At 63.8% G+C, this 6,928-nt stretch carries 8 protein-coding genes; 4 read left to right on the top strand and 4 right to left on the bottom strand.

Features of this window, described 5'->3' with window-relative positions; genetic code table 11:
- Positions 1-191: 191 nt before the first annotated feature.
- On the bottom strand, positions 192-833 hold the full coding sequence (gene trhA, locus AHiyo1_RS06255; RefSeq protein WP_059387965.1) for a PAQR family membrane homeostasis protein TrhA: 642 nt from the start codon (positions 831-833) through the stop codon (positions 192-194).
- A gap of 243 nt (positions 834-1,076) precedes the next feature.
- Between trhA and AHiyo1_RS06250 the strand changes: the two genes are divergently transcribed.
- Together AHiyo1_RS06250 and AHiyo1_RS06245 are read left to right on the top strand one after the other, a co-directional pair.
- Entirely contained in the window at positions 1,077-1,838 is a 762-nt protein-coding gene (locus tag AHiyo1_RS06250; RefSeq protein WP_059387964.1) for an isoprenyl transferase, read from the top strand.
- A 371-nt stretch (positions 1,839-2,209) separates the two neighbouring features.
- Complete coding sequence (locus AHiyo1_RS06245) at positions 2,210-3,484, top strand: PhoH family protein (protein ID WP_370872299.1); 1,275 nt, start codon at positions 2,210-2,212, stop codon at positions 3,482-3,484.
- Between the two features lie 190 nt (positions 3,485-3,674).
- On the opposite strand, the gene AHiyo1_RS06240 is transcribed toward AHiyo1_RS06245, so the two are convergent.
- Positions 3,675-4,319 (bottom strand): GNAT family N-acetyltransferase, encoded by a 645-nt coding sequence (locus AHiyo1_RS06240; RefSeq protein ID WP_059387962.1) that lies wholly within the window; start codon positions 4,317-4,319, stop codon positions 3,675-3,677.
- Positions 4,320-4,526: 207 nt separating this feature from the next.
- Positions 4,527-5,297, bottom strand: a complete 771-nt coding sequence (locus AHiyo1_RS06235) for a hypothetical protein (protein ID WP_059387961.1) — start codon at positions 5,295-5,297, stop codon at positions 4,527-4,529.
- Positions 5,298-5,356: 59 nt separating this feature from the next.
- Between AHiyo1_RS06235 and AHiyo1_RS06230 the strand changes: the two genes are divergently transcribed.
- Together AHiyo1_RS06230 and AHiyo1_RS06225 are read left to right on the top strand one after the other, a co-directional pair.
- Positions 5,357-5,914: a prepilin peptidase gene (locus AHiyo1_RS06230; RefSeq protein ID WP_059387960.1), complete on the top strand. Its 558-nt coding sequence runs from the start codon at positions 5,357-5,359 to the stop codon at positions 5,912-5,914.
- 164 nt (positions 5,915-6,078) lie between these two features.
- Positions 6,079-6,552 (top strand): NUDIX hydrolase, encoded by a 474-nt coding sequence (locus AHiyo1_RS06225; protein ID WP_059387959.1) that lies wholly within the window; start codon positions 6,079-6,081, stop codon positions 6,550-6,552.
- On the opposite strand, the gene AHiyo1_RS06220 is transcribed toward AHiyo1_RS06225, so the two are convergent.
- Complete coding sequence (locus AHiyo1_RS06220) at positions 6,540-6,740, bottom strand: hypothetical protein (RefSeq protein WP_059387958.1); 201 nt, start codon at positions 6,738-6,740, stop codon at positions 6,540-6,542. The two genes, AHiyo1_RS06225 and AHiyo1_RS06220, sit on opposite strands and share 13 nt — an antisense overlap.
- Positions 6,741-6,928 lie beyond the last annotated feature (188 nt).

Genomic DNA, 6,928 nt, shown 5'->3' with positions numbered 1-6,928 from the left:
CGCCCTGCCCGGGGCCCGGCAGCGGAACCTGAGGTGCCGCTGCTCGAAGCCCGTACAGCTGCCGCGGACGGCTCACCGCTGGTGTATCTATGCCGGGGGATGGTGTGTGACCTGCCGCTTGGCTCCGTCGAGGAACTCGCGCAGCGCCTCGACGCGATGGCGGAAGCCGCCGGCTAGCCCAGGATCGCCCATTAACTCAGCACGGCAATCATGATCGCGGCGAAATGTGCGGCGAACGCCAGCACGGTGAGGGCGTGGAAGAGCTCGTGGAAGCCGAAGTTCAACGGACTGAAGTTGGGCCTCTTGATTCCGTAGAAAACCGCGCCCGCGATGTAGAGGACCCCGCCCACGCAGATCAGGATCGCCGCTGGAACGTTCGCCGTGAAGAACTCCGGCAGGTAGAACAATGCCCCGCAGCCAAGCGCGACGTAGATGGGCACGTAGAGCCAACGTGGAGCGCCGGTCCAGAGAACCCGGAAAAGCACTCCCAGCAGTGCACCGGACCAGATCACCGACAGCAGGAGGACGGCCTTGGGACGCTCAAGCAGCGACCATGCGAGGGGCGTGTAGCTGCCCGCGATCACCAGCATGATGTTGGTGTGGTCCAGGCGCTTGAGGACCATCCTGGTCTTCGGCTCCCAATTGCCGCGGTGGTAGACCGCGGACACGCCGAAGAGCAGCACACCCGTCAAGGCGTAGATGGCGGAGGCGATTTTGCGATCCGTCGTTGGCGCCAATGTCACCAGGACGATCCCTGCCGCGACGGCGAAAGGCGTGGCCACAGCATGGATCCAGCCGCGCCACCTTGGCTTGGTTGTGAGCAGCTCCGACATCGTTAAAGCGTAACCCGCGCCTGGATAAGTTACTGCCGAGTAGCGCCCATTGCGATCGCTTTCCGCTGTTCAGGTGTGCCGGCTGCCCGCCTTGGGAAGGTAGCCTTGGTGGTGCGCCTACGGCAGCGGTCCGGAGGTGTCGATAGTTGTTTGGCTGGGGGCCGGCTGCCAAGCGGGCCGGCCGCCGTCGTCGTTTGTTTCGCTTTTAACGTGCTGTTCATAGGAAGTCAGGTGAGTGTCCGGATGGAGTGGCCCGGCTTCCTCTACGGCTTCTACGAGCGCAAACTGCTCCGTTCGCTCGAGCGGGAGAAGATTCCCCGGCATATCGGCGTCATGGTGGATGGCAACCGCCGCTGGGCGCGGCAGTTCAACGCTCCGACCAGCGAAGGCCATCAGGCAGGCGCGGACAAGATCCACGAATTCCTCGGCTGGTGCCAGGAACTCGGTGTCAAAGTCGTCACTCTCTACATGCTCTCGACGGACAACATGAACCGTTCCGGCGAAGAGCTCGAACTGCTGATGGGAATCATCGCCAACACGCTCGATCGCTTGGATGACGACGCCGATATCTCGGTCCACGCCATGGGCGCGCCGGAGCTCCTTCCGGACTACCTCGCCGAGCGGCTCAACAAGCTCACGGCCCGCACGCCGATCCGCGAGCGGCTCCATGTGAACGTGGCCGTCGGCTACGGCGGACGGCGCGAGATCGTTGACGCCGTGCGGGAACTGCTGCACGACGCCGTCGCGCACGGCCGCGACATCACCGAGCTGGCCGATGAGCTCTCAGTGGACGACATCTCGCGTTTCCTTTACACGCGAGGCCAGCCGGACCCGGATCTGGTGATCCGCACGTCAGGTGAACAGCGTTTGTCAGGTTTCCTCATGTGGCAAAGCGCCTACAGCGAGTTCTACTTTTGCGAGGCACTCTGGCCCGCGTTCCGCAAGGTTGATTTCCTGCGGGCCCTGCGGGACTACGCCGGCCGCCAACGCCGCTTCGGTTCCTGACTCGGTGACTTCCGGTGCGCTCCCGTTTACGGGAAGTTCACATGTTGTCTACACGAATCGCCGTTTGGGCTAACCGGAAATGTAATCGCACGGGAATACGTTAATCCCATCAGTAGGCAAACCGCCTGCTGATCGGGGAGGCCAGTAGATGGAGCGAATCATCGCACCAGTTACGTGGGGGGCCGCGCCCGGCCTTCCGGCCGAGCCGCCTCACGAATAAGCCGGGTTCGCCCGGGGCTGGAGTCGATGTGGCTATTTCTGAGCAACTGCCCGTAGTCGTTTCAGACGGGGAAAGTTCAGCTACCTCTCGCACCAAGCGGGCCAACAGCGGGCGGACTGCACAGTCCGGGACCCCGACTGGCCGGAGCTATGTGATTGACACTTCCGTCTTGCTTTCCGATCCGCACGCCCTGTTGCGCTTCGCGGAGCACGAAGTCATTGTCCCGATCGTGGTCATCACCGAATTGGAGGGCAAACGCCACGATCCCGAGTTGGGCTACTTTGCCCGCAAGGCCCTCAGGCTCCTGGATGACCTGCGCATCGAGCATGGCGGATTGAATCAAGCCATCCCGATCGGAACCGACGGCGGCACGCTGCGCGTTGAGATGAACCATGTGTCCACCGAAGTGCTTCCGGCAGGATTCCGTGGCCCGGACAACGACAGCCGCATCCTGGCAGTCGCCAAGAACCTCGCCAACGAAGGCCGCAACGTCACGGTCGTCTCCAAGGACCTTCCGATGCGCGTCAAAGCCTCCGCGATGGGGCTGTTCGCGGACGAATACCGCAATGAACTCGTCAAGGACTCCGGCTGGACCGGCATGGCGGAGATCGAAGCCAGCGAGGACGAAATCACCACCCTGTACGGGCATGAACCGGTGTTCATCCCGGCGGCGGCGGAGCTGCCCGTCAACACGGGGCTGGTGCTGCTTTCCAATCGGGGCTCCGCCTTGGGACGCGTCGGCGCGGACAAGCAAGTGCGGCTGGTCAAGGGGGACCGCGATGTCTTCGGACTGCACGGCCGCTCGGCGGAGCAACGGCTTGCGATCGATCTGCTCATGGATCCCAGCGTCGGAATCGTCTCGATCGGAGGCCGCGCGGGTACGGGAAAGTCGGCCCTGGCCCTGTGCGCCGGACTCGAGGCCGTCCTGGAGCGCCGGGAGCACCGCAAAGTGATCGTCTTCCGCCCCCTGTATGCGGTGGGTGGACAGGAACTTGGCTACCTTCCCGGTTCCGAGGCGGAGAAGATGAACCCCTGGGCGCAGGCGGTCTTCGACACTCTCGGTGCACTCGTCAGCCAGGAAGTCGTGGAAGAAGTCATGGACCGGGGCATGCTGGAAGTCATGCCGCTGACCCACATCCGCGGACGTTCGCTCCATGACGCCTTCGTGATCGTGGACGAGGCACAGTCGCTCGAAAAGAACGTGCTCCTCACGGTCATGAGCCGTATCGGCCAGAACTCCAAGATCGTCCTGACCCACGACGTCGCCCAGCGGGACAACCTCCGCGTCGGCCGGCACGACGGCGTTGCCGCCGTCGTCGAGACCCTCAAGGGGCACCCGCTCTTCGGCCACATCACCCTGACCCGCTCCGAGCGCTCGCCGATCGCAGCCCTCGTGACGGAACTGCTTGAAGGGGCCGAAATCTAAGGCTCGGCCTCTGTTGTCCGGAGGGCCGTGGCCAGGTTCGCCTGGCCACGGCCCTCCGCGCGTCGATCGTTGTCGTTCTCTCACCGACGCTCGCTTACCTATGTCGGGTTTTTCCTCGACGCTCGCTCACGTATGTGGGGTTTTTCCTCGACGCTCGCTCACGTATGTGGGGTTTTCCCCCGACGCTCGCTCACAAACCCAGGAACTGTGCTGTGGCTTCATGGCCTTCCACCTTTAGCTTCCAATCGGGTCGGGTGAAGGAGCCCGAGGTGAGTCGAACTCGTTGGACCTGCACGACGTCGGTGCCCCATTGGTCGCGGTAAATGCCGTTGGGTTCATAGCCGAGGCTGGCGGAAACGCCCAAGGATTCCTTGTTCCAAATGGCAGCTTCGAATGTCGCTACTTCGGCGTTCAGGTAGTCGAAGGCGTAGCTGAGGGCGGCCGCGCGCATCTCCTTGCCAAGGCCTAGGCCTTGGGCGCCTTTCTTGAGCCAGGAGCCGGTGGAGACGGTCTTCAACGATGCGAAGTTCTTCGCCTCGATATCCTGGCAGCCAATGAACTCGTCGTTATGCCAGATGCCGAGGAGGAGCGTCCATGATTCCGCAGCCATTCCCGCACGGCAGCGCCAATACCACCGGGCCATGTTGGCACCCAACTCATCCTTGGGCAGTTCCGTCCAGGGGTTGCTGAAGGGGGACTTCCCAGGCTCGTGAATGCCGCTGAGGGCGGCCTTGACGGCTGCGGGGATGTCGGCGTCCTGTATGGGGCGCAACTCCAAGCGGGGTGTGGTCAGGATGAGGCCGAAGAAGGGCCAGATGGCGCTTAGCTCATTCATCCGGGAAGCCTAGCGGACATGTGAGCGGGCGTCGGCCGGAAACCGGATATAGGTGAGCGGGCGTCGGCCGGAAACCGGATATAGGTGAGCGGGGGTCGGCCGGAAGCGGACATGTGAGCGGGCGTCGGCCGGAAACCCGATATATGTGAGCGGGGGTCGGCCGGAAACCCGATATACGTGAGCTAGCGTTCCAGGGCGGGGCCGCGCTCATGCACGGGGACCGATGTCCCAACTGATGTGCTTCCGGACGTCGGTGAGGTTCATCGATTCGGCGAGGAACAGATCGTCCAGCATGTATTCGTCCACCCCCAGGATCCGCATCCAATGCCCGTGGCCGGAGGTATCGCCGTCGAGCGATTGGCTGGAAACGCACACACCCGTTCCCGAGTCCACCCGCAACAGCGTGCGCCCAGGGAAACAGAGCGGCGTTGCCGCATCGGCAGCCACGTAGCTGGATCCCGGCGTCGCGATGGTTTCGAGCGCCGGACGCCCCTCGTGCTCCACTTCCCGAATGGCGCCGAACGACACCCTGTTGGACTCGGGAAACTCCATCGGCACTGGCGCATTACCGGCGAGCTCGACAGGATCAAGGGCTGCAGCGAGCCGACCGTTCCCGAACGACGGTTCGCCGTAGGCCGCTTCGGGGCGTCGGCGGACCAAGCCCGCGGAGTCATAAACGGGGGTGACCAAGTGGGCCGGCAATAGCCAGGACTTGCGCTTGGAACCAAGGTAGAGACCGTCGCGGGAGTCGTTGATGCCCGTGGTGCTATGCAGCAACGCGCCGTCGACGGTTTCGAGCCGAAGCGCTCCCGGCCGGCGCAACCAGGCTCGCACTGTGGCCTCCGCCTTGCCCGGCCTGTCCAGGTATTCGAACCTGAGACTTGTCCATTTCCAGGGGGAGGAGCGGCAGAGGTTTCGGAAGGTGGAGGACATGTCGGCATCCGGACTGCCTTGGATTTCTGCACTGTAACGCCCCATATCCACAGTCTAAGCGTGCGTAACCGGCGGGGGTTTGAGAAAACCGATAGCATCCGAGGGTGATCCGACGACTCGGCGAATTATGGGGGACCAGTTTCCCGGCCTTCTGGCTGCTGCTCGCAGCTTGTGTGTACTTTGCGGTCATGGCTGCGCGGCTCACGGTCATCGACGTCCGTCACCACCTCTTGCCCAACCGGATCGTCTTCCCGTCCTATGCCATCGCCGGTGCGTTGCTGCTCGGCGCGGCGGCAGCCGTCACTTTGGCTGGGGGAGCGGCTGGACCAGCGCCCGACGGCGGTGCCTCCTTCCTCGGGGTGCCCGCCTTGGGAATCGTGGCCGGGGGAGCCGTGCTGTGGGTGTTCTATTTCATCCTGCGCTTGGTGTATCCGCCAGGGATGGGCTTCGGCGACGTCAAATTGGCCGGTGTCCTCGGCCTTTACCTTGGCTATCTGGGGTGGGCGCATGTTTTTGCCGGAACATTTGCGGCGTTCCTCTTCGGTGGGCTGTGGAGCCTGGGAGTCCTTGCTGCCCGGCGGGGAACCTTGAAATCTTCGATACCGTTCGGGCCGTTCATGCTGGCCGGTGCCGCTGCGGCCATGTTTGCCCTGCCGACGTGAGGAGAGCTGTGGGCAAACGGAGCGAGAAGCGACCGTTTGAGCCGCCTTGCCCGCTGTCATTCGGGCATCGCCGGTGGGATACTCGCCCTACTGGCGGATCCGATCCGGAAGCGGAGGCAGAGCTCGTGTTGGTTATGGCTGATTCAACGGAAGCAGGCTAGGCCGTGCCGGTCCCGGAATTCATCCGAGAAATCCGCGAGAAGATCGGCAACGATCCGCTGTGGCTACCCGGCGTCCGGGGCGTGGTCCTGGACGACGAGAACCGGGTCCTGCTGTGCCAACGGGCCGACAATGGCCGGTGGACCCTGATCACCGGAATGCTGGAACCCGGGGAGCATCCGGCCCCTGGTTTGCTCCGCGAGATCTTCGAGGAGACTGCAGTTGTGGCCGAAACCGAGCGCATCCTGGCGGTGGGCGTGATCGGCCCGGTCACGTATCCCAACGGAGACGTCTGCGACTTCCTGGATATTGCCTTCAAATGCCGCTATGTCTCGGGAGAGGCCCGCGTCAACGACGACGAGTCAATCGCAGTCGGCTGGTTTGCCCTCGACGAGTTGCCTGAGATCAGTGCCGGCCACCGCGAAACCATCCGGCTTGCGCTGGAGCCAGGTTCCGCCGTCGCATATCAGCGGGATTGACGGGCCGCGAGGATCGCGCGGGCAGCGAAGAGGCATGCGGCGGCACCACAGGCAATAGCGCCGACGATGGTCCACCATTCGCCCTTGGCGGAGGCTATCGAGACGGCCAGGAGGCCGAAAAGGACTGCCCCGAGTCCCCATCGAACGGCCGGGCTGATGTTCGCGGATTCTTCGGGCTCTGAACTCATGCGTTCCAGCCTAAGCCAGATGCTCGGCCCGGAGGACATGCCCGGCGTTGCGTCCCGGCAGTGGACAGATTCCCATATGTCCACTGGTCCGAGCCAAGGGCGGGCATGTCCCGGGCTCAGCGCCGGGCGAGCTCGCCGTCTTTGTCCCCCCAGCGGGCCGGACTCCGGAACAGCGTCTACGGCGCGAG

Origin of the sequence: Arthrobacter sp. Hiyo1 (assembly GCF_001263615.2) — a bacterium.
Taxonomy (GTDB): Bacteria; Actinomycetota; Actinomycetes; order Actinomycetales; family Micrococcaceae; genus Arthrobacter.
This window is presented reverse-complemented; position numbering and strand designations above follow the sequence as displayed.